Origin of the sequence: Metabacillus idriensis (genome assembly GCF_009674765.1) — a bacterium.
In the GTDB taxonomy this organism is placed as follows: Bacteria; Bacillota; Bacilli; order Bacillales; family Bacillaceae; genus Bacillus_P; species Bacillus_P idriensis.
This window is the reverse complement of record NZ_WKKF01000001.1, coordinates 1440907-1463529: the sequence shown is the minus strand read 5'-3', so window position 1 is coordinate 1463529 and position 22623 is coordinate 1440907. Positions and strand designations below refer to the sequence as shown.

General features: G+C 40.6%; 20 protein-coding genes. All 20 read right to left on the bottom strand.

What is annotated here, in order from left to right; translation table 11 throughout:
• Nucleotides 1-180: 180 nt before the first annotated feature.
• The 20 genes from cotE to yfmF all read right to left on the bottom strand — a co-directional run bounded on the left by cotE (nucleotide 181) and on the right by yfmF (nucleotide 22419).
• The gene (gene cotE / locus GJU41_RS07190; protein WP_070877329.1) at nucleotides 181-726 is read right to left on the bottom strand and encodes an outer spore coat protein CotE; all 546 of its coding nucleotides are present in this window, start codon (nucleotides 724-726) and stop codon (nucleotides 181-183) included.
• Nucleotides 727-1307: 581 nt separating this feature from the next.
• Entirely contained in the window at nucleotides 1308-1739 is a 432-nt protein-coding gene (locus GJU41_RS07185) for a YlbF/YmcA family competence regulator (protein WP_070877328.1), read from the bottom strand.
• 3 nt (nucleotides 1740-1742) lie between these two features.
• Nucleotides 1743-3272 (bottom strand): tRNA (N6-isopentenyl adenosine(37)-C2)-methylthiotransferase MiaB, encoded by a 1530-nt coding sequence (miaB, locus tag GJU41_RS07180; RefSeq protein ID WP_070877327.1) that lies wholly within the window; start codon nucleotides 3270-3272, stop codon nucleotides 1743-1745.
• Nucleotides 3273-3526: 254 nt separating this feature from the next.
• The gene (locus GJU41_RS07175; RefSeq protein ID WP_070877326.1) at nucleotides 3527-4705 is read right to left on the bottom strand and encodes a glycine C-acetyltransferase; all 1179 of its coding nucleotides are present in this window, start codon (nucleotides 4703-4705) and stop codon (nucleotides 3527-3529) included.
• 154 nt (nucleotides 4706-4859) lie between these two features.
• Nucleotides 4860-5900, bottom strand: a complete 1041-nt coding sequence (gene tdh, locus GJU41_RS07170; RefSeq protein ID WP_175443518.1) for an L-threonine 3-dehydrogenase — start codon at nucleotides 5898-5900, stop codon at nucleotides 4860-4862.
• Between the two features lie 199 nt (nucleotides 5901-6099).
• Entirely contained in the window at nucleotides 6100-6966 is an 867-nt protein-coding gene (locus GJU41_RS07165; protein ID WP_070877325.1) for a 2-oxoacid:ferredoxin oxidoreductase subunit beta, read from the bottom strand.
• Nucleotides 6967-8706, bottom strand: a complete 1740-nt coding sequence (locus GJU41_RS07160; RefSeq protein WP_154318212.1) for a 2-oxoacid:acceptor oxidoreductase subunit alpha — start codon at nucleotides 8704-8706, stop codon at nucleotides 6967-6969.
• A 237-nt stretch (nucleotides 8707-8943) separates the two neighbouring features.
• A complete protein-coding gene (locus GJU41_RS07155; RefSeq protein ID WP_070877323.1) occupies nucleotides 8944-9861 on the bottom strand; it encodes a dipeptidase in 918 nt (305 codons plus the stop codon).
• Between the two features lie 197 nt (nucleotides 9862-10058).
• Nucleotides 10059-10319, bottom strand: a complete 261-nt coding sequence (spoVS, locus tag GJU41_RS07150; RefSeq protein ID WP_029281188.1) for a stage V sporulation protein SpoVS — start codon at nucleotides 10317-10319, stop codon at nucleotides 10059-10061.
• A gap of 199 nt (nucleotides 10320-10518) precedes the next feature.
• Entirely contained in the window at nucleotides 10519-11313 is a 795-nt protein-coding gene (locus GJU41_RS07145) for a TIGR00282 family metallophosphoesterase (RefSeq protein WP_070877322.1), read from the bottom strand.
• A 93-nt stretch (nucleotides 11314-11406) separates the two neighbouring features.
• Nucleotides 11407-12969 carry a ribonuclease Y gene (gene rny / locus GJU41_RS07140; protein WP_070877321.1) on the bottom strand — a complete coding sequence of 521 codons (1563 nt, stop codon included), beginning with the start codon at nucleotides 12967-12969 and terminating at the stop codon, nucleotides 11407-11409.
• Nucleotides 12970-13336: 367 nt separating this feature from the next.
• Nucleotides 13337-14374 (bottom strand): recombinase RecA, encoded by a 1038-nt coding sequence (gene recA / locus GJU41_RS07135; protein ID WP_070877320.1) that lies wholly within the window; start codon nucleotides 14372-14374, stop codon nucleotides 13337-13339.
• A 454-nt stretch (nucleotides 14375-14828) separates the two neighbouring features.
• A complete protein-coding gene (locus GJU41_RS07130; RefSeq protein WP_070877319.1) occupies nucleotides 14829-16085 on the bottom strand; it encodes a competence/damage-inducible protein A in 1257 nt (418 codons plus the stop codon).
• A gap of 25 nt (nucleotides 16086-16110) precedes the next feature.
• A complete protein-coding gene (gene pgsA / locus GJU41_RS07125; RefSeq protein ID WP_070877318.1) occupies nucleotides 16111-16689 on the bottom strand; it encodes a CDP-diacylglycerol--glycerol-3-phosphate 3-phosphatidyltransferase in 579 nt (192 codons plus the stop codon).
• 72 nt (nucleotides 16690-16761) lie between these two features.
• On the bottom strand, nucleotides 16762-17655 hold the full coding sequence (locus GJU41_RS07120) for a helix-turn-helix domain-containing protein (RefSeq protein ID WP_070877317.1): 894 nt from the start codon (nucleotides 17653-17655) through the stop codon (nucleotides 16762-16764).
• 18 nt (nucleotides 17656-17673) lie between these two features.
• Nucleotides 17674-18465 carry a DUF3388 domain-containing protein gene (locus tag GJU41_RS07115; protein WP_139149129.1) on the bottom strand — a complete coding sequence of 264 codons (792 nt, stop codon included), beginning with the start codon at nucleotides 18463-18465 and terminating at the stop codon, nucleotides 17674-17676.
• A 242-nt stretch (nucleotides 18466-18707) separates the two neighbouring features.
• Nucleotides 18708-18965, bottom strand: coding sequence for a DUF3243 domain-containing protein (locus tag GJU41_RS07110; protein ID WP_070877316.1), 258 nt, complete (start codon nucleotides 18963-18965; stop codon nucleotides 18708-18710).
• An 80-nt stretch (nucleotides 18966-19045) separates the two neighbouring features.
• Complete coding sequence (gene ymfI, locus GJU41_RS07105; protein WP_070877315.1) at nucleotides 19046-19768, bottom strand: elongation factor P 5-aminopentanone reductase; 723 nt, start codon at nucleotides 19766-19768, stop codon at nucleotides 19046-19048.
• A gap of 84 nt (nucleotides 19769-19852) precedes the next feature.
• Nucleotides 19853-21139: an EF-P 5-aminopentanol modification-associated protein YfmH gene (gene yfmH / locus GJU41_RS07100; RefSeq protein WP_154318210.1), complete on the bottom strand. Its 1287-nt coding sequence runs from the start codon at nucleotides 21137-21139 to the stop codon at nucleotides 19853-19855.
• Nucleotides 21136-22419, bottom strand: coding sequence for an EF-P 5-aminopentanol modification-associated protein YfmF (yfmF, locus tag GJU41_RS07095; protein ID WP_070877313.1), 1284 nt, complete (start codon nucleotides 22417-22419; stop codon nucleotides 21136-21138). The genes yfmH and yfmF overlap by 4 nt, the downstream gene beginning before the upstream one ends.
• Between the last annotated feature and the right edge of the window lie 204 nt (nucleotides 22420-22623).

The following is a 22623-nucleotide window of genomic DNA, read 5'->3' as shown; positions in this document are numbered from 1 at the left end:
GAATTATAGTGATTATTATTAAAGGCTGTTTTTCGCATAGATTGTTGTTTTCGATTATAAATGTTGTCCGTTCCTTTCCGCTCCACTAATGGGTTTAAACATATCTGTTCTAATAACAACAATTTGCGAAAAGAGCCATAAAAAAGAAAAACCAGGAAGATAATTCTCCCTAGTTTCCTCTTACTCTTCGTCTCCGCCTACTAAAAACTCCGGATTCAGATCTTCAAACTCATCATCGAGATCTTCTTCCCAGTCTTCATCCGCCTCAGCAAAGGCTTCTGTATTAATTGCGACAACGACCTTTGTCTCACCGACCACTTCCGCCAAAAACTCACGCTCAGCCGAAACAACAACCTTGCTTCCGTTTGGAGAAATATTGACCTCCATACAATTTGGCTGCTGCATCACTTTTGCGATGACTTCATGCTCATCGTCCAAAAAGTTGTTATCTTTATATTTCAACTTAATGACGTCTACATAAGAAACTTTTTCAGTGACAACTTCTGTTTTCGTATTATCAGCATACGAATACCATACATTGATGTCGTAAGTACCTTCAACCTCGACTGTTTTCCCAACCTTTTTTGCATCATATTTATGGTTGATCAACCAGCCTCCTAGAATGCTTGTTGGTTTTTGCGAAGGAGCAATGCTGTGCGTGGATTGAGTAAACTTTTTGCCTTTCGCAACTATCGCTTTCGTAATTATTTCTCTGTATTCAGCCATTCGTACATACCCTCCTCAATCAATCTTCATTTAATCCTATGCTGGGCTAGTATGGTTTGTGCTACTAATATAAAGGAATAAATAATATGTTCCACCAATACATGAATCGGTATAGTTCATTGTATGCGTGTACGCCCAGATATGTGCCTAAATTTTGAAAAGAAAAAGCGGAATTGTCCGGTAATCTTAGTTGTGCACAAAGGTTTTGGCAGAAAAGGCTGTTTTTGCCTTTTCTGCTGGGTGCAGAGGTTATTATGATTATTTAGAACATAGTTTAATTAAATATTAATTTGTTGAAATAGTGGTGTTTTCGGATGAGGTTGGAGATAACGGCGTAAAAATAAATCCTATTTCAATCCGGAATCATTATTTTGAAAGAATCTGCAGATTTGCTCTGTAACAAAATAAATGGCTCTTTTCGTAGACTTTGTTGAATTAGGCCTACATGTTTCACACCTTAAGCGGTTTGTAGCGGAAGGCATTTGACTCTTGGGGGAAATAGAGGGAAATGCAATGGACAACATTAATAATCGAAAACAGCCAAATAAAAAAACACACTGATTTAACAGTGTGCTCCTCTTTCAGTGACAGGCTGAACCTGGTGAATTATTTAGTTTTGAACCTGTTTCACCGCTTAACAGATCTCCGCCGGTTGTGCGGATAATTTCATCTGTCACATGGTTTGAAATCGTGACTGCAATCAATTGAAGCAAATCATTCACTTCAACTTGAGATTCTTTGAATTCCTGAATAATTGGAAGTTCATCTAATTCTGCCTGAATTTTATCGATCTTGTCTTCTACCTGCTTCAGTGCTTCCTGCTTGCTGTAATGCTGGAAGTTAACAGCCTGTTTTTGAAGACTTTTAATGCTTGCTACTTTTTCGCGGATTTTTTGGTTCTCATTGATTTGTTCTTCCGCTTTTTTGAAAAATTCAACTTCTTTCGTATCAGCAACCATTTGTGCTAATTCACGGGCTTTTGCTACGATTTCTTCTTTAGTATATAATGACATCCCCTATTTCACCTCTATCGCTTCTTCTACCATTTCCCCATCTAAAGACCACGTTTTTGCTTTGTTTATTTTCACTTTTACAATTTGGCCGACAGCAGACTTTGGACCTTTAAAGTTTACAAGCTTGCTTTTTGTTGTATAGCCTGCAAGTACTTCAGGGTTATTTTTGCTTTCCCCTTCTACAAGCACTTCTACAACCTGACCTTCGTATTCCATCATTTTTTTAGCTGAAATTTCTTTTACAAGATCATTCAGTTTTTGAAGACGTGCTTTCTTTACTTCCATTGGAACATTATCCTGCATTTTCGCAGCAGGCGTCCCTTCACGCGGAGAGTAAATGAATGTATAAGCACTGTCGAATTCAACTTCACGGTACATAGACAGCGTTTCTTCAAATTGCTCATCTGTTTCATTTGGGAAACCTACAATGATATCAGTAGTCAAAGAAGCCGTTGGAATCGCTTCCTTAATTTTTTTCACTAATGTCATATATTTTTCACGGTCATATTTGCGTGCCATCAGCTTTAGGATCTCAGAGCTTCCTGACTGAACAGGCAAATGAATATGATCAAGCAGGTTGCCGCCTTTAGCAAGCACCTCAATCAGATGATCATCAAAATCACGCGGGTGACTTGTTGTGAAGCGGACTCGGGCTACATCGATTTTGCGGATTTCATCCATTAAATCGCCGAGGCCGTATGAAATGTCCTCAAAATCTTTCCCATAGGCGTTTACATTCTGGCCAAGGAGTGTAATTTCCTTATATCCGCCGGCAGCAAGCTTTCGAACTTCCTGAATGATTTCCTCAGGGCGTCTGCTTCTTTCTTTTCCGCGTGTATAAGGAACGATGCAGTACGTACAGAATTTATCACAGCCAAACATGATATTGACCCATGCTTTAACATTCCCTTTACGCTCTCTGGGAAGGTTTTCGATAACGTCCCCTTCTTTAGACCAAACTTCAATGACCATTTCTTTTGACATGTATGCGTCTTTAAGAATATTAGGCAAGCGGTGAATGTTATGCGTTCCAAAAATCATGTCAACATGCTGATGTTTTTTCATGATTCTTGTGACAACTGATTCTTCCTGGGACATACATCCGCAAACACCGATTAATAACCCTGGTTTTTCTCTTTTTAAAGACTTAAGATGGCCGATTTCACCAAATACTTTGTTTTCTGCATTTTCACGGATGGCACATGTGTTCAGGAGAATCACATCTGCATCTTCTGTTGTGTTCGTAGCTTCATAGCCGAGTGCCATGAAAATTCCAGCCATGACTTCAGTATCGTGCTCGTTCATTTGACAGCCATATGTGCGGATCAGAAATTTCTTTCCGTTCCCAAGGCCTCTGAACTCTTCTGAAATACTGAAATCATTTTGGTATTTCACTTCCTCTTTACCGCGCTTTTTAGCATCCTTTAAGGAAGGAGGCATATAAACGGCTTGGAAATACTTACTGTAATCCTTTTCGGATTTTTTGTCCGCCGGATTTACCTGTGTATTTTCCAAACGCTGCTTTTCATTCATGTAAAACAGTCTCCTTTCAAGCCCTTCTAACCCTACTCTCCAAGTGAGAGTATACCAATTTTATAGTATATATGTTCTTAATGAACAAAACAATATAGAAATCAAGAAAGGACATACATCTATAGTAAATGAAACGGATAAAAAAGAAAAGCGGAGCCTCCCGATAGTTCCGGGTCCGGGCTAAAGGGAAATCAGGTCTCATCACTTTTAGCTTTTACAGCTCCAAAAAAAAGAGGCCAAAGCCTCTCTTTCCATTACTTCAAAATGTTTAACTCTTTTGCAGCTTTCTCAAAAATATCTAAAGCTTTCTGAAGCTCTTCTTTTGAATGCTCGGCCGTTACGATTGTGCGAACGCGTGCCTGTCCTTTTGCCACAGTCGGGAATGCAATCCCCTGTGCAAAGACGCCATATTCTCTGAGTTTATCAGAGAATTGATGAGACAGTGCTTCATCGCCCACAATAACAGGCGTTACTGGTGTTTCGCTTTTACCTGTATCAAAACCGAGATCTTCAAGGCCCTTTTTGAAGAATTTTGCGTTATCCCAAAGCTTATCAATCAGATCAGGCTCTTCTATAAGAACATTGATCGCTTCAATACAGGCAGCTGTTACTGCTGGAGGATGAGATGTACTGAATAAAAATGGACGTCCTTTTTGAATCAGATAATCAATCAGGGTACGCGTGCTTGCTACATATCCTCCCAGTACACCAACAGCTTTACTTAATGTCCCAACCTGAATATGTACACGTCCGTCAAGACCGAAATGGTTGACTGTGCCGCGGCCGTTTTGTCCAAGTACACCTGAAGCATGTGCATCGTCAACCATAACAAGTGCATCGTACTTTTCGGCAAGTTCAACTATTTCAGGAAGCGGTGCAATATTTCCATCCATCGAGAAGACGCCATCTGTTACGATTAAACGGACTCTGTAGTCTGCTGATTCTTTTAACGCTCTTTCTAAATCTGCCACATCAACATGGTTATATACTTTGCGTGCAGCCTTTGTTAAACGGATGCCATCGATAATAGAAGCATGGTTCAGAGAATCTGAAATCACTACATCTTCTTTTGTCAAAATTGAAGAAAGCACACCCTGGTTTGTTGTAAAGCCTGATTGAAACACAAGTGCTGCTTCTGTATGCTTAAATTCAGCAAGCTTTGTTTCAAGCTCTTCATGCATGGTAAAAGTGCCGGCAATCGTTCTTACAGATCCGGTTCCCGCTCCAAATTTCTCTGCAGCTTTGATTGATGCTTCTACCAGTCTAGGATGAGTTGTTAAACCTAAATAATTGTTAGAAGATAACTGAATTAATTCTTTACCATCAATAACAACTTTTGAAGCCTGGTCTGATTCGAGCGGAATCAGGGTCCGGAATGTTCCTTGCTGTTTCATTTCGTCAAGTTCTGCCTTCAAATATTCAAAACCTTTCATCATAGCCCCTCCATTTTCATTCTAATATTTTCACTTTACAGTCAGTATTGTCTCCGCTTTTATGGTTATGTATATTGTTTTGAAAACTGTGGCGGGTATACTGCCAGTAATAGCTTATCAGCAGGGGGATGAATCCCCCTGCTGGAAAAATATATTATGGGTGTAATACGACTTTACCACATTTTCCTTCGATCATTAAATCGAAGCCTTTTTTAAAATCATCTAAAGAAAAATGATGAGTAATCAACGGTGTAACATCAACTTGCCCTGATTTTAAAAGTCTTGAAACCTGCTGCCATGTTTCATACATTTTTCTGCCCGTAATTCCTTGTACCGTGATTCCTTTAAAAACGATGTCATTGGTAATATCAATTGCAACTGGACGGACAGGGAGGCTCAGGATCGAAACACGTCCGCCATTTGTGACCATTTTGAAACCTTGATCCATTGCAATTGGATGGCCTGACATTTCACAGACCACATCTACTCCGTTGCCGTCTGTTAATTCATTGATTTTCGCCAAAGGATCCTCATTTTTTGAATTAATGACAGTTGTTGCTCCCATTTCTTTTGCTAAATTCAAGCGATAATCGTTCAAATCAAGCGCAATGACCTGTGATGCTCCAGCTGCTTTTGCAACGCCGACAGCCATAATCCCAATTGGGCCGCATCCAATGACAGCAACACTTTTCCCTGCAACATCACCTGCTAAAACAGTGTGCACCGCATTTCCCATCGGTTCTTGAATGGATGCTACATCAAATGGCATTTCCTTCGGATTTTTCCAAAGATTCACTGCAGGCAAAGCCACATACTCTGCAAAGCATCCGTCTGTATCCACACCAATAATTTTCGTGTTTTTACAAATATGATACTGTCCTGTTAAACATTGAGAACATTCATAGCAGACTAGATGAGTTTCAGCGGAAACAAAATCTCCGATTTCAACACTTGTTACTTTACTTCCGATTTCAACGACTTCACCTGAGAATTCATGGCCAAATACATAAGGCGGATTCACTCTGCTTTCCGACCATGCATCCCAAGTATATATATGAACATCTGTGCCGCAGATTGAAGTAGCTTTAACTTTGATTAATACTTCATTTTCATTAATCTGAGGGATGTCTACTATCTGCAGCTCAGCACCAAAGCCTCTGTGGTGCTTAACGATTGCTTTCATTTTTCCATTCACAATGAACACTCCTTGTTCCAAAAAGCATCAATTTTTATGAGTATATATGAAATTCTATCATCCATAAATAATGGTGTAAAGGAGGCTGTCCACTCTGTGTAGACATTTGAACACATGAGGAAAAAACTCGATTATTTTTTTATAAAACGTAAACTCAGGTAAAAAAAACGCCTATCATTAAGATAGACGTTTTTTCCCATTACATAAACTCTGAAAGCAATTCGTTGAATTTCTCTTCGCTGATTTGCAGATCAGCATGGGATAAAGGCGTTTCACTGTAGTTATGAACTAGCTCCTGATAAGAAGGCTGATTCTTGTTCTGATAAATTAAACCAGTCACAAGTCCGTTTTTCTCCATCAGCGTCTGCATGGCAGTCATGCGGTTTGATGGATCATACCCTTCAATATCACTCAGCTTTGTAAGATTTTCTTTAAACCAGTCATATGTGTTGATTTTGTTGTAAGTGACACATGGACTGAATACATTGATTAATGAAAATCCTTTATGATTGATTCCTGCTTCAATGATGGATGTTAAATCTTTCAAATCAGTTGAGAAGCTTTGTGCTACAAACGTTGCTCCTGCCGTAAGGGCCATTTCCATCACGGATAAGGAGGATTCAATTGAACCTTTAGGCGTGCTCTTCGTTTTGAAGCCGACATCACTTCGCGGAGACGTTTGGCCTTTTGTTAATCCGTAAATTTGATTGTCCATTACGATATAAGTGACATCAATGTTTCTTCTGATTGCGTGAATCGTATGCCCCATTCCGATGGCAAATCCGTCGCCGTCACCGCCAGATGCAATAACGGTCAAATCTTTATTCGCCATTTTTACACCCTGTGCGATTGGAAGCGAACGGCCATGAATGCCGTGGAAACCGTAAGCGTTAATATAACCCGAAATACGTCCTGAACATCCTATTCCTGAAACTACAGCAAGCTGATCTGGTTCGAGTCCTGCGTTTGCAGCAGCACGCTGAATCGCCGCTTGTACGGAGAAGTCTCCGCAGCCAGGACACCAGTTAGGCTTTACATTGTTTCTAAATTCCTTAAACGTCGCCATTTAGAACAACTCCTTGCATTTTGAATGAACTTCATGCGGCAAGAGCGGATTTCCGTCATATTTTAGAATACTGGAAATTTTCTCAGCATGACCAACATTCATTTTTATTAGGCTTGCGAGCTGTCCAGTTGCATTATTTTCAACAACTACAACCTTTTTAGCTGCCTTCACAAGCGGAAGCATCTCATCAGCCGGGAATGGATGAAGCAGACGGACGTGAGCATGATTAACCTTTACACCGTCTTCTTCAAGTCGGACCATCGCTTCTTCAATTGTGCCTCTAGTAGAGTTGAACCCTACGAATAATACATCCGGCTCTGGGTGAGTCAGATTTTGGTGGACAGGTGTGTCAAAACGCATATACGACAGCTTCCGCAGACGTTTGTCCATCTGTGCTTTACGGTTCGTTGCCACCTCAGAAGGTTTGCCGGTTTCATCATGTTCAACCCCTGTAACATGATGTATGCCGTTTTTCATGCCTGGCACTACACGCGGTGAAACGCCATCTTCTGTTACTTCAAATCGTTTAAAGTATCCTTTATTTTCAATCTCAGGCAGCTCGCCGCCCTGTGCAAGCTTTCCTCTTCGGATTTGAATTTTATCATATTGAAGCGGTTCTACTGTCTGTTTTCCAAGTGACAGCTGAAGATCTGTCAGCAAAATAACAGGACATTGAAATTCTTCCGCTAAATTGAAAGCTTCGATTGTATCGTAAAATGCCTCTTGAACTGTGCTAGGCGCCATAACGATTTTCGGAATTTCTCCATGAGTTCCGTAAATCATCGCCATTAAATCAGATTGTTCCTGTTTCGTTGGAAGTCCTGTACTTGGTCCTCCGCGCTGCGTATCAATAATGACAAGCGGCTGCTCCGTAATACCTGAAAGCCCGATTGCTTCCATCATCAGAGACAGTCCCGGTCCTGCAGAAGCCGTTAATGTGCGTGTGCCTGCATAGTTTGCACCTATTGCCATCGTACAAGCCGCAATTTCATCTTCCGTTTGAATTACAGTTCCGCCGAAATAAGGCAGCTTCTTAATAAGATATTCCATGATTTCAGAAGCAGGTGTAATTGGGTAGGCTGCCATGAAACGTGCTCCGCCTGCAACTGCGCCGAGTGCGATCGCATCGTTGCCGATCATAAACATGCGTTTCCTGCCGTCTGCTTTTTCAAGATACATATCATCACGGTCAAAGTTCAGTTCTTGTTTCATATAAGTTGAGCCTTTTTCAATGGCTTCTAAATTCTTTTCAACAATTTGCTGGCCTTTTTTGCCGTATATCTCCTGCACAACATTTTGAAATTGTGCTGTTCCAAGATCAAGCACAGCACTGGTTGCGCCAATTGCAACCATATTTTTCATCAGTGACGTGCCTAACTCTGTTGCAATCTGGGTGAATGGAACGGAATACAATACTGCGCTGCAATCATCAGGTATGACTGGATTAAATTTTGAATCAGCAATAACAAGACCGCCTTTGCGGAGTTCATATACGTTCACATCGATTGTTTCCTGATCAAAAGCTACTAATATATCAAGATCGTCGGAAATGGCACGAACTTGAGTTGTACTGACACGGATTTTATTATTTGTATGACCGCCTTTAATTCGAGATGAGAAATGACGGTATCCATATAAATAATAGCCCATTCTGTTTAATGCGATTGAAAACACTTCTCCGGTACTTTCGATACCTTCACCTTGCTGTCCCCCAACTTTCCATGAAAGTTGACTGATCATGTGCCTTACACCCCTTCTTAAGAAACACTCATATATTTTTCGCCCTATTTTAGAGCTCTTACACACGTTATAAACTATTGTTAGAATATGTACTAAACGTTTACAATTGTAGAACGAACATGAGAAAAAAACAAGCGTTTAAAGGAAATAAACATGTTTTCTGTGTTATTTTTTTGATTTTTAAGAATTTTATATTCATTCATTCCTTTAACCCTAATATGCAATAGAAGCCTCCATCTAAAAAGGAATGGATTCAGCAAAATTTTTATACATAAATTTTTCAACCTGGCTTTCTGAATAATGCTTCAAGAGCGTATTTAATAAGTAAGGATATTGTTCATACCCTTCAAGCCCTTCTATCGTTTCATCTATCCCGTCAAAATCAGATCCAAGTCCAACTGCATTTTCTCCTGCAAGTCCGCATACATAATCTAAGTGATTAAGAAGATGCTTCATAGAAGCCTGCGGCCCTGAAGATGTGAATTGCGGCACGAACGTTATTCCGATCAGCCCTTTTTTAGCAACGATCGCTTTAATTTGATCGTCTCTTAAATTTCTTGGATGCGGACAAAGTGCATATGAATTTGAATGACTGGCAATCGGATAGTCTGCAAGCTGAATTACATCCCAGAAGCTTCGTTCAGAAAGATGTGATATGTCTGTCCACATATGATAATGATTTAGTTTCTCGACAACATGCCTTCCATAAAAGGATAAACCTGCATTTCTGGTCTCAAGCGCTCCATCAGCCAGTAAATTGGCAAAGTTCCAGGTCAGACCGGCAGACCTGACTCCAAGCTGCTGAAAAATAGAAAGAAGGCTTAAATCATGGCCAATCGGCTCACAGCCTTCAAGAGTCAAGATGGCTCCAATCTCGTCATCCTTTAAAGCAAGAAGATCCTGTTTTGTCCGAATATGGATCATCTTTTCATACCCATTGATAATCCGATTGAAAAAAATGGAGGCCTGAGCAAAAGCAGCTTCTAATTTATTTGTGACTTCAACAGGTATAAAGATGGCAAAACATTGGACTTTTGCTCCGAACTGAAACAGCTTTTCAATGGTGACATGCAGATTCAGATCATTCCATTCACTAATTTCAGGCCTGCGCCACAATTGGTAGAGCAAATCACAATGAGCATCAAAAATTCGCACGTCAGCATCTCTCCTAAAGATAAATAAAGGGCTGTGTTCGAAAAAAGATCGCATTCCATATAATGATCAGATCTCTGATCTTCTATTATATGTATAAAAAATCCGTGACCTATGATGGAATGCAAAATCCATGAAAAGATCCAAATAAAAACAAACCTGTTTGCGTGACCCGCAAACAGGTTGATCTTTTTGTCTATTTAACGTGGCTCAATAATTAATTTAATGGCCGTACGCTCTTCTCCATCGATGAGAATATCCGTAAAGGCAGGAATACAGATTAAATCTACACCGCTCGGGGCAACAAACCCTCTGGCAATAGCTACTGCTTTTACAGCTTGGTTAAGTGCTCCAGCTCCAATTGCCTGGATTTCGGCAGCGCCTCTTTCACGCAGGACACCTGCTAGTGCTCCCGCTACAGAGTTAGGATTGGACTTTGCTGAAACTTTTAATATTTCCATTTCTAGTATCCCCCTTATTTTTCAAAAGATCGTGAATGTACGTTGGATCATGCCTTATTAGATCTGTTCGGAGGGCCCATCCCCTTTATGAAGCCTTCTGAACCTCTTTCACAGCCATTCCATTGATACTATATTCACTAGAGGGAACTAGTATTCCTGCTTGTTTTACTATTTTTTCTAAAATTTCTAAATATATATTCTATTCAAAAAACATATGATCATCATTAATTAAAATGCGGTCAATTTTTGCAGCTTTGCCGGTTTTATCTTGAACATCAATGACGACAGCACTCAGCTGTGCCTTGCCTTCCGTCACTTCAAAACGCACAGGGAGGCTTGTCAGGAAGCGTTTTATAACAGCATCTCTTTCGACTCCCAGAATACCATCATAAGGACCTGTCATGCCCACATCTGTAATAAAAGCTGTCCCTTGGTCAAGGATTCTCTCATCTGCCGTTTGAACATGAGTATGTGTTCCGACAACAGCGGTTACTCTCCCATCCAAATACCAGCCCATAGCCTGCTTCTCACTCGTTGCTTCTGCATGAAAATCGACAAAAATAATAGACGTTCTCTTTTTTGCTTCTTCAATCAGCTCATCTGCTTTTTTAAACGGACAATCGATCGGCGCAAGGAACGTCCGTCCCTGTAAATTAATCACTGCGATTTCTTTGCCATCGCATGTTATATATGTAATGCCCTTACCAGGAGTGCCTTCAGGAAAATTCGCAGGCCGAATCAAGTTAGGGTAATTATCAATGAATTCAAAGATCTCCCGCTTATCCCATGTATGGTTTCCCATTGTAACTACCTGAGCCCCAGCCTGATTCAGCTCGTGATAGATCTTTTCAGTAATCCCTTTTCCGTGTGCCGCATTCTCCCCGTTTACAATCGTCAGGGACGGTCTATATTTTCGTTTCAGCTTCGGCAAATACTCTTTAATCATATCTCTACCTGGAGATCCGACTACATCTCCTACAAATAATAATTTCATGCTTCAATTAAACCTTCTCTCAAAATAGTCTATGTGTACCCTTAAGTTTTGCACAGTTTGCAAAAAAAATAAAGCGATGCAGAAGGCATCGCTTTATTTCGCATATTCAACAGCTCTTGTTTCACGGATAACTGTTACTTTAATATGACCTGGGTAATCTAATTCTTCTTCAATCCGCTTGCGGATATCCCGTGCTAAACGGTGTGCCTGAAGATCATCAATCGTATCAGGTTTTACCATGATACGCACTTCACGGCCTGCCTGAATGGCGAAGGATTTTTCTACGCCTTCGTAAGATTCGGAAATCTCTTCAAGCTTTTCTAAGCGGCGAATATAGTTTTCGAGCGTTTCGCTTCTTGCGCCGGGACGTGCTGCAGATAAAGCATCTGCTGCCGCGACCAGAACGGCAATAACCGAAGTCGGCTCCTGATCGCCATGATGCGAAGCAATACTGTTGATGACAACAGGGTGTTCCTTATACTTCGTAGCAAGTTCAACCCCAATTTCAACATGGCTTCCTTCTACTTCATGGTCAATCGCTTTACCGATGTCATGCAGTAAACCTGCACGCTTGGCAAGAGTGACATCTTCACCCAGTTCTGCAGCCATGAGTCCTGATAAATAAGCGACCTCCATGGAATGCTTTAATACATTTTGACCATAGCTCGTTCTGAACTTCAGACGGCCCATAATCTTGATTAAATCTGGATGAAGCCCGTGAACACCAACTTCAAATGTAGTTTGCTCACCAACCTCGCGGATGTACTCATCAACCTCACGGCGTGATTTTTCAACCATTTCTTCAATACGTGCTGGATGGATGCGTCCATCTTGAACAAGCTTGTCTAGGGCAATTCTGGCTGTTTCCCTGCGAATTGGATCAAATCCAGATAAAATAACTGCTTCTGGAGTATCATCAATAATGAGGTCAATACCAGTCAATGTTTCAAGCGTTCTGATGTTACGCCCTTCACGACCAATGATGCGGCCTTTCATTTCATCATTTGGAAGGTTAACGACAGATACCGTAGTTTCAGCTACATGGTCTGCAGCACAACGCTGGATTGCAAGGGAAAGAATTTCTTTCGCTCGTTTATCCGCTTCTTCTTTCGCACGGTTTTCGCTTTCTTTAACAGTGACAGCGATGTCATGCGAAAGCTCATTTTCAACCTTTTCGAGAATGATCTGCTTTGCCTCTTCGCGAGTCAAGCTGGAAATACGTTCAAGCTCTGATTGCTGTTTACGCACCATCTCGTCCACTTTGCTTTCCATCTCTTCAATATGCTGTTGTCTTTCATTTAGAGAATCTTCTTTTTTCTCAAGCATGTTCTCGCGCTTGTCTAAAGATTCATCCTTACGATCAAGATTCTCTTCTTTTTGTAATAAGCGATTTTCTTGTTTTTGCAGCTCATTTCGTCGTTCACGAATTTCTTGCTCTGCTTCTGTCCGAAGCTTGTGAATATCATCCTTTGCCTCAAGCAACGCTTCTTTCTTCGTCGCTTCAGCATCACGCTTCGCATCTTCAAGAATTTGCTCAGCAGTACCTTTCGCACCGGCAATTTTCGCTTCTGCAATGGATTTACGAACAAAATAGCCAACAACTGCACCGACGATTAGGCCAAGCAAAATGGAGATGATCATTGTAATGGGATCCATCATTTCACCTCCTCTTGCTATGAACTTGTTTCTTGCTAGATTTAAGTGTCGGCATGTATATTGCATAACGTTCTTCAACATACAGCACAAAGCTTAAGGGTTTCATGGAGACCTTGCAGCATCTGCTGCACAGATCAACATTTGCTTTCATAGTGCCTCGCTAAAAGTTCTAACAAAATAATAATACACCCTAATTGTAAATGTGTGAAATTTTCTTGTCAAGCCTGTCATTCTGGCGTTTTTAATGCAATTGGGAATTTTCAGGCATTGCCTTACATTTCTTGAACAGGAAAAGTCAGGATTGTCTATCGATTGTATCGTGGATTTTGACTTCTCATATACAAAAAAGAGGCGATAATCGCCTCTTTTAATCTTCCAGTAAATCTAATTCTTCTTGACCATCAGGAGCAACGGCAACTTCATCCAGCCCATAGTGGCTGCGGATCTTTTCATGAATCTCTAAGCGGATGCTAGGATTCTCTTTAAGGAAGATCTTTGCGTTTTCTCTTCCCTGGCCTAAACGCTCCTCATTGTACGAATACCATGAACCGCTCTTTTGAACAATATCAATTTCTGTTCCAAGATCGATGATTTCGCCTTCTTTAGAGATTCCTTCTCCGTACATAATGTCAACCTCTGCAACACGGAAAGGAGGAGCAACTTTGTTTTTGACAACTTTGATTTTCGTTTTATTTCCGACCATCTCATTGCCCTGTTTCAGTGTTTCGGCACGGCGCACCTCTAAACGTACAGAAGAATAAAACTTCAGCGCGCGTCCGCCTGGAGTTGTTTCAGGATTACCGAACATAACTCCTACTTTTTCACGGATCTGGTTAATGAAAATGGCAATTGTTTTTGATTTGCTGATTGCTCCGGATAATTTACGCAATGCCTGAGACATAAGACGCGCCTGCAAGCCAACGTGAGCATCTCCCATTTCGCCTTCGATTTCAGCTTTTGGAACTAAAGCTGCTACAGAGTCAATGACCAGAATATCCACTGCTCCGCTTCGAACAAGTGCTTCTGCAATTTCAAGCGCCTGCTCTCCGGTATCCGGCTGTGAGAGAAGAAGTTCATCTATATTTACACCCAGCTTTTGAGCATATACAGGATCAAGGGCATGCTCTGCATCTATAAATGCAGCCTGTCCTCCCTTTTGCTGTACTTCTGCAATTGCATGAAGGGCAACTGTCGTTTTACCTGAGCTCTCAGGTCCATATATTTCTATAATTCTTCCACGGGGATATCCGCCAACCCCAAGTGCTGTATCAAGAGCAAGTGAACCGCTTGGAGATGTAGAGATCTTCCGGTCAGTCTGTTCACCGAGTTTCATAATTGAACCTTTACCAAATTGCTTTTCTATTTGTTTCAGTGCCATATCTAAGGCAGCTTGACGATCGCTCACTGAGTTTCCTCCTTTAGTTATCAACCTATTAATAATATACCTTTTATTCGAACGTTTGACAAGTAAAAAACGAACATTTATTCGGTTTTTTTACATGCAATAACAGACTGAAAATTCTATTTTCTCTTAAAGATAATAAAAATTTGCTGCCTATAAAACAGCTAAAATACTAAATTGTCTTTTTCCCGGGGTTTCAAACGCAGATCTTATAAAAAGCTATTTTCGTAAACTTTGTTGCTTTTAGACTAAATGTTTGAAACGTTAAGTGGATCTACGCTGCAGGAACTTAACTCCTGCGGGAAATAGAGGGTAATGGGAAACCCCGCAGGCAGAGCGAGGAGGCTCCCGCCCGGACCGCGGAAAGCAAGTTCCTGCAGCAAAAAGGAACGAGCAACATATATAACCAAAAACAACAATCCATGCGAAAACAGCCTATAAAAAAGAAAAATACAGCTTATTCCGCTGTATTTTCCAATAGAGTTTTTATAAGCAAGTGACAGCCATATTTCACTGTGCGCCTGCGAATGGCGTTGCGGTTGCCTGCAAGGTGAAGGAGAACTGTCTTTGTCGGCTGACCAATACATGCCAGTCCGATATAGACGGTTCCAGGTTTTTTCCCTTCAACAGGATCTTCCCCCGCAATGCCGGTAAAGCTTATCCCGATATCACTATTTGTCAGCTTCCTGATTTGTTCAGCCATTTCTTTGGCACATTGTTCACTGACAGCTCCGTGCTGATCAAGCGTTTCTTTAGATACATTTAATATGGATTGCTTTACTTCATTTGTGTAGCAGACAATTGTACCTTTAAAGACATCAGATGTTCCTTTAACGGCTGTCAGCTGATCTGAAAAAAGTCCTCCCGTTAAACTCTCAGCTGCTGAAATCGTCATGTTGCTTTGTCTGAGATGTCTCAGCACTTCATCAGCCAGGGTTGTCTGGTCATATCCGTAGAAAAAGCCGCCAACCCTGCTGTTTATTGTTTTCTCCATTTCATTTATAAGCCGCACAGCCTCAGCTTCTTGTTGATGGCGGGCCGTCAATCTGAGTGTTACTTCCCCGTCACCCGCAAGCGGTGCAATGGTCGGATTGGTTTGAGCATCGATCAAATCCTGGATATCTGTCTCAAGCTGCGATTCGCCTATGCCGAAATAGCGGAGTACCCTGGATATAATTTTATCATTCTGGCCAAGCTTCTCCCTGAAGTAGGGAAGCCCGAACTTTATAAACATTGGTTTCATTTCGCTTGGAGGGCCAGGCAGCAGCATATAAATCCGGTCATCCGCTTCTATTGCCATTCCAGGCGCCATTCCGTGCTCATTTTTCAATACATGCGAATCCTCAAGGATCCAAGCTTGTTTTTTATTGTTTTCAGACATGCTTCTTTTTACTTTAACAAAATAGTCTTCGATGCTGCGAAGGGCCTCTTCATCCGTGACAAGCTTTTTGCCCAGAATATTCGCGATTGTTTCTTTCGTTAAATCATCTTTAGTCGGTCCAAGACCGCCTGTAAAAATAATAATGTTCGAACGCTCTTTTGCAATCTTTACTGCCTGCTCAAGTCTTGCAGGATTATCACCGACAACCGTGTGATAATAGACATTAAGACCATTTTCAGCCAGCTGCTGAGATAAGAACTGGGCATTGGAGTTAACAATTTGCCCGAGAAGCAATTCTGAGCCTACTGCGATAATTTCTGTTTTTGACGTCATGTGAACTCCCCCTGTGAATGAAAAATTACTTGGAATTCAGTAATGCGGCTTTGTTTTTTGCAAAATAGTCCCATCCTGAATAAACCGTAAAGAATAATGCTACCCATAATGCGATGTCTGCAAACGGGAATGAGATGAAGATAAATGGAATGTTGTGCAAAAGAAGGGCTGATATCGCGATAATCTGAGCCCATGTTTTAATTTTTCCGAGCATGTTTGCTGCAACTACTTCACCTTCGCCGGCCAGCACAAGACGCAAACCTGTAACAGCGAATTCACGGCTGATGATAATAATCACGATCCAAGATGGTGCAAGGCCAAGCTCAACTAAGATAATTAACGCTGCAGATACAAGCAGTTTATCGGCAAGCGGATCTAAAAACTTCCCTAAGTTTGTCACCATATTAAGCTTACGTGCATAATACCCGTCTACCCAGTCCGTTGTAGACGCTATAATAAATAATATTGCTCCTGCCAGGTGTGCCACTGGAATAGAAGCATCCCCGATATATAAGGTGCCCCAGTCAAAAGGAGCGAGCATAATCACCATGAATACTGGGATTAAGAGAATTCTTGAGATGGTAATGCGATTCGGTAAATTCATGTTTTTTCCTCCAGATTATAAAAGTATGTATCAGAAAATATAAAAGAAAGAAAAGCCATCTTGAAGATGACTTTACTCCTTAGTATATACAATCTGCATATCTTGTCTTACAGTTTTTTTTGGATCAATCTGATATTCCACAGGCTGTCCATTCACTTTAATTTCAGCAGCCGAAGCATTTCCGATGACGATAAATGCTTCTGTTTCATTCGTGAAGTCATGAGCCTCGGTTTGATCTTTCTTCAGCATGCCGCTGTAGAATTTTTTCCCTGATGCATTTCGGATCTCAATCCAAGTCTGCCCTTTAGAGGTAACTTCAAGCTTAAATTCTTTGGCTTTTTTCAGCTCGTATACCGCTTTTCTGGCTGTCTTTTCTTTAAATGCAAGTTCAGAAGCCTGCTCTTCAGGTTTCTCCTCTTCAGGCTTTTCTTCTTTGGCTTTTTCATCAGCTGCCGCTTTCTCTTCTTGCTCTTTGGAGTCAGCAGCATCTTCGCCATTATCAATTGAATCATATTCATTTTCGCCGTTTGAAATCTGCTGAGCCTGATCTTCCGTTTCTTTTGCACCACCAGGCTTGTCCTTTTGGACAAAAATCCAGATAACGACCGCTACTAATAATACCAATACGATTATTAAGATTCTAGGCAAAATTTCCAATGCCTTCGATGCTGACTTTGGCAGCTCTTTATGTGTTTTCACCCTTGAAAGTTCAGGAGTTTCCTCTGAATGAACAACCGGTATTTCATTCTTATACTCATCGAAAATCCGGTCCGGATCAAGTCCAACTGTTTCAGCATACTGTTTAATAAATGCCCGCACATAGAAATTCCCCGGCATAACGCCGTAATTGCCTTCTTCAATTCCAATCAGATACCGCTTTTGAATTTTTGTCATTGCCTGGAGATCGTCAAGACTTAATTTCCGCTCTTCTCTCGCCTGCTTAAGTCGATTCCCTAGTTCACTCAACCATAACACCTTCCATATCTAAAAATCAAACCCGGAAAAACTCGATTCATCAAACATTTGAGGTCCAGTTGCTTCCTCATATGTAATCTTTTCATCCGGATCGTTTCGAAGTTCAATTATATAGTCAAAATCATCAAGTGTATACTCTGTATTTTGTACAAACATATCCGGATGTTCGACAACTTTTGTAGCAGACAGCCTCATGATTTCTCTCACAAGCTGCAAATGTTTTTCAGAGCCTCTTCTTGTGGAAACAATCCCATCAATAATAAATACATTATCAACACTGTATTCATCTGCAATGAGCTGGCTTCTGATTGTCTGTTTTAATAAAGTTGAAGACACAAAAAGCCATCTTTTGTTTGCACATACACTTGAAGCAACAATTGACTCTGTTTTGCCGACGCGGGGCATGCCTCTTATGCCGATCAATTTGTGGCCTTCCTGCTTATATAATTCCGCCAAAAAGTCCACAAGCAGGCCAAGTTCGTCTCTGACAAAACGGAATGTCTTTTTATCATCTGCATCACGCTGTATGTATCTTCCGTGCCGGACTGCAAGTGTATCTCTTAATTTAGGCTTGCGCAATTTCGTTACTTTAATATGATCCATTGTATTTAGAATGGATTCCAGCCTCTGGATCTGCTCATTATTTGAGCACTTAAGCAGCAATCCCCTGCGGCTGTCATCCACACCATTAATCGTCACAATATTTATAGAAAGCATCCCGAGAAGCGAAGAAATATCGCCAAGAAGTCCGGGACGGTTTTTTTGAATTTCATACTCTAAATACCATTCCTGCATCTCCAAAAAAGGACCCCCTTCAAAAACCAGGTCTATAACACCTATATCCTTATCATAAAGCATTTTCATGAAAGAGGAAAGAATAATTCCTTGACAATAAAAAAGGGGGTATGAGGACCTAGAATGCACCGTCTTATTTTCCAGTTATTGGTCTACCACTGACGCCATCCATCAGAATGAATCGGGTAAAAAAGACTTTATTTATTGCTTTTTTTAAAATAAAAAAAGAGAGGACCTGCGTCCCCTCTTTATCTTGTACCGTTATTTTGCACGAGCTTAACCATCATGTTTGCAATGGCATGCTGCTCCTCTTTAGAAGCTACGCTCCAAAGATCAGCAAGTACTCTTTCCTGATCATTTTTAGGATCAACCTGTTTTGCTAAGTAATCGCCGATTTCGTAAGCTAAGTCATTAACAGCTTCCGTTTTCATCCCATCTCCTTCAGCGTGGTGCAGACGGTCGCCGAGGAAGTTTTTCCATGAATCCCAGTTTTCTAAAACAGACATTATAACCCCTCCTAATTAAGTGGAATACAATGTTAGTTTGTCTTGCATGAACCGATTTATACGGATTGACTGAGAAAAATTTATGTATGCCATCCCCCGTTTACAGAAAGCACTTGCCCTGTAATATAGCTTGCCCGATTGGATGATAAAAACAAAACAGCTTCCCCAATCTCCTCCGGCTTTCCAATCCGGCCTAAAGGGATTTCATCCTTAAGATCAGCCAGGTCCTCCTCTGAAAAAGCCTGCAGCATGTCAGTAGCAACCGCTCCAGGTGCTATCGCATTAACCCTGATGCCGGAAGGAGCCAACTCTTTTGCAAGAGCTTTTACAAATGTATTTTGTCCTCCCTTAACCATACTGTATAAGACTTCACATGAAGCACCGATTTCTCCCCATATGGAAGAAATAACAATGATGCTGCCGCTTTTTTTTCTTACCATTTCAGGAATTAATTCTTTAGAAAGCATATATGGACTTGTAATTTGAAGCTGCACCATTTGACGGATTTCCGCGTCTTTTATATCCGTCATTAACCCGAAAAAACTCTTCCCGCTGTTTAAAACGAGCAAGTCGATCGCATGATCAAGCTGATCGCAAAGCCGTTTTACGCCTTCCTCCTCTGAAAGATCTGCTTTTACCGGTCTGCATTCCGTTGTCAGTTCCAGTTCCTTCATAAGCTTTATCACACTTTCTTTATTCTTGTGATAATGCAGATATAATTGATATCCTTCCCCTGCAAGCTTTTTGGCAATAGCTTTTCCGATTCCGCCGCTTGCACCTGTAATTAGTGCTGTTTTTTCCATTTTTTTCTCCTTAAATATATAAGCTGTCATTTCTTTATGTACTGAAGATCAGCCAGATAAAAAAACATCCTTAAAAAGGATGCTTTACTTAGGTACTACTTGACAGACTGAAAATAACTTTTCATCAATCACTTCATTCAGCGTATGGTGAATATCATCATTTGTCAATTGTTCAAGCGTCGGAACAACATCAAACAAATTCATTTCGTTAAAGGAATAGCGTGTAAATTGGTTGGCAATGTATTCCGGTGAATTAATCGCTCTTAAAAAAGAACCGATTTTCTTTTTCTTGGCGTTCTCAAGACGTTCTGCAGGAATCCCGTCCTGTTTTGCCTTCAGCAGAGTGCTCTTTATTTCATCAGCAAGCTGATCGGGCTGATCAGTATCTCCGCCTATCATTGCAAATCCAAAACCGCTCTCTTCCGTGTAATCAAAACTGAACGTGTCATCAATAAGGCCATTCTCATAGAGCTGAGTATAGGTGTCTGTGCTCTTCCCAAAAACCATATCAAGAATCAGGTTCATGCACAGTTCGTGTTTTAAAAGCTCTTCACCCGACCGGTCTGCCTGTTTCGCCTTCAGCCCGACTAAACACTTAGAAGATTGAACATTCATTTTAAGCTTTTCTAATGGTTTTGCTACAGTATCCGGTTCATCCACTTCTGCACGCTTGATTTCAGACTGAGGTTTAAACACTTTTTTATCCTGATTTTCTCGGATTTGAGATAGAATTTGTTCAGGATCAATCGGGCCAACAACGAAAAGCAGCATATTGCTTGGATGGTAGAACGTATTGTAGCACTCGTAAAGAAGGTCTTTCGTAATTTTGGAAATCGATTCAACGGTGCCTGCAATATCAATTCCTACCGGGTGTTTATGAAACATGTTCTGAATTAGTCCAAAATAGAGTCTCCAGTCAGGATTGTCATCATACATATTAATTTCCTGTCCGATGATGCCTTTTTCTTTCTCAACCGATTTTTCAGTAAAATAAGGCTCCTGAACGAAATCGATGAGCGTTTCTAAATTTTTTTCAACATTTGACGTGCTTGAAAATAAGTAAGCCGTTCGTGTAAACGATGTAAAGGCATTAGAAGAGGCACCCTGTTTGCTGAAATCCTGAAAAACGTCGCCGTCTTCTTTTTCAAACAGCTTATGCTCTAAAAAGTGAGCGATCCCATCCGGAACTAATTTCATATCATTTTGATCAAGAGGCACAAATTGATTATCGATAGAGCCGTATTTTGTTGTAAACGTTGCATATGTCTTATTAAACTCTGTTTTAGGAAGGACATATACATCCAGTCCATTTTTCATTTTTTCATAAAAGAGCTCTTCCTGAAGCTGATCAAACTTTATGGATTTTGTCATTGTGCACCCTCCATTCCTTTTAAGAAATAGATCGTATCCAGCTGGATTTTTTTAGCCGCTGCGATGATTTCCTCTTTTGTTACCTTTTCAATTCCCTGCAGATACTTATCAAAAGGTTCATTAATATTGGAAATAACGTTATGATAGAGAACTTCAACAGAGCCGTAGGATGTATCGATTGTTTCAAGCAGCTGATTTTTAATAACTGCTTTAGTCTGATCGATATCTTTGTCTTCAAAATCTCCATTTTTCATTGCTTCGAGCTGTTCTTTAATAATAGTCACCGCCCGCTCGTAATTCGCAAATTCAATTCCTGACATGACCATTAAGAGTCCTTTATGACTCTCGACTCTGGATGCTGCATAGTAAGCAAGGCTCTCTTTTTCGCGGACATTAATGAAAAGCTTAGAATGCGAAAACCCGCCGAAAATGCCATTGAACACTTGCAGTGCATAATAGGATTGATCTCCATATGTGCAGTTAGTGCGGTAGCCGATGTTCAATTTACCCTGTTTAACATCTTGATCTTCAATCACTTCATTCGGCTCTTTAATCTCTTTTTCAGTAATGGATTTTTCTACAGCCTGATGTGCATTTTCGTTAAAAGTGAAAAACCTTTTTGTATATTCACTGACTTCATCAGCCGAGACATCTCCGACAACATATAAATCCATTTTATCTTCTTTTAGTGCCTTTTTATAATACTCATACAAACTTGAAGAAGTAATTTTTTCAAGATGATCAATCTCTCCATTGACATGCAGTCGATAAGGTTCATCTTTGCACATCTCCTGGACGAGTCTTAAATTGGAATACCTCATTTTGTCATCATAAACAGCCTGGATGCGCTGTTTCAATGTGCGTTTCTCCTGATTAATAATTTCATCAGGGAAAGATTCTTCTTTCACTACAGGAGACAGAATGATTTCTGACAGCAGCTGCAGCGCTTTTTCAAGCAAGGGTGTCTGATCTGATAAAAAGCGTTCATTTGCAACTTCAATCCGGATCGAAATGATATGATGATCGCCTTTTTTAGATAAATCTACAAATAAAGTTGCACCGTAAAGCTCATCAAGATGCTTCCTGAGCTCGGTGCTGGTCGGAAAAGAGTTTGTTCCCCGCTGCAGCACATAAGGAAGCAGCGCTCTGAATGTGACATCCTCTTCGTTCAGCGGTGCAAGCATTTTAAATACAAGTGAATTTGTTTTGAATTTATTCGTTTGAACGGTATGCAATGTTAACCCATTAATTGATTCTATTTGTTCTTTTAAAAATTCCATTGTGACCCTCCTCGCGTGGCAGATTCCATTTTATTTTTTCCTGTTTTCTAATTTAGCGTATGGATTCATTCTAGTAATTATATCAACTTTAGGATAATTAAGGAAATGTTAACCCTGATTTATAAAATAAGGCTATTTTCGCATAGGGTGTTGTTTTTAATGATATGGTGTCCGCCGCTTTCCGCTGCAATCCACTTAAGGTTT